Source organism: Desulfobulbus alkaliphilus, from assembly GCF_016918545.1.
GTDB lineage: Bacteria > Desulfobacterota > Desulfobulbia > Desulfobulbales > Desulfobulbaceae > Desulfobulbus > Desulfobulbus alkaliphilus.
In genome coordinates this window covers 1-456 of record NZ_JAFFQC010000212.1, presented here as the reverse complement: position 1 = coordinate 456, position 456 = coordinate 1, and the positions used below count along the sequence as shown (strand labels likewise).

Genomic DNA, 456 nt, shown 5'->3' with positions numbered 1-456 from the left:
GCATAGGACTGGAACATCATATTGATCGGCCGCTCATAGGGCGGCAGGTCGGTGATATCAACACCGTCAAGGAAGATACGACCCTCTGTTGGGCGCTCGAAACCGGCGAGCATGCGCAGCAAAGTGGATTTGCCCGATCCCGATCCGCCGAGCAAGGCGAAGATTTCGCCCTTGTTGATTTCCAGGGACACATCGTCCACGGCAATCGTCTCGTCGAATTTCTTCGTGACCCGGTCGATTTTGACCAGCACCTGCTTGGGTGTCTGGTCGCCCTCGAGGGCTTTCTTATAGGCGCCGGAGGCAACAGCCATTACGTAACTCCCAACAAATTTAGCAGCCCGGCCTTGATGGCCGGGCCTTGGATAGGTGGTCTGGCGAGATTACTTGCCCGTCTTGACCTTGGTCCACGTACGCGTCATCAGACGCTGTATTTTCGGGGGTAGCTCGGTTGAGACG

The 456-nt window shown here is 56.6% G+C and carries 1 protein-coding gene; it reads right to left on the bottom strand.

Annotated features, from left to right (window positions below):
* Positions 1-311: ATP-binding cassette domain-containing protein (locus JWG43_RS18160; RefSeq protein ID WP_205244339.1), on the bottom strand; the 311-nt coding region annotated here is incomplete at its 3' end.
* Positions 312-456: the final 145 nt, after the last annotated feature.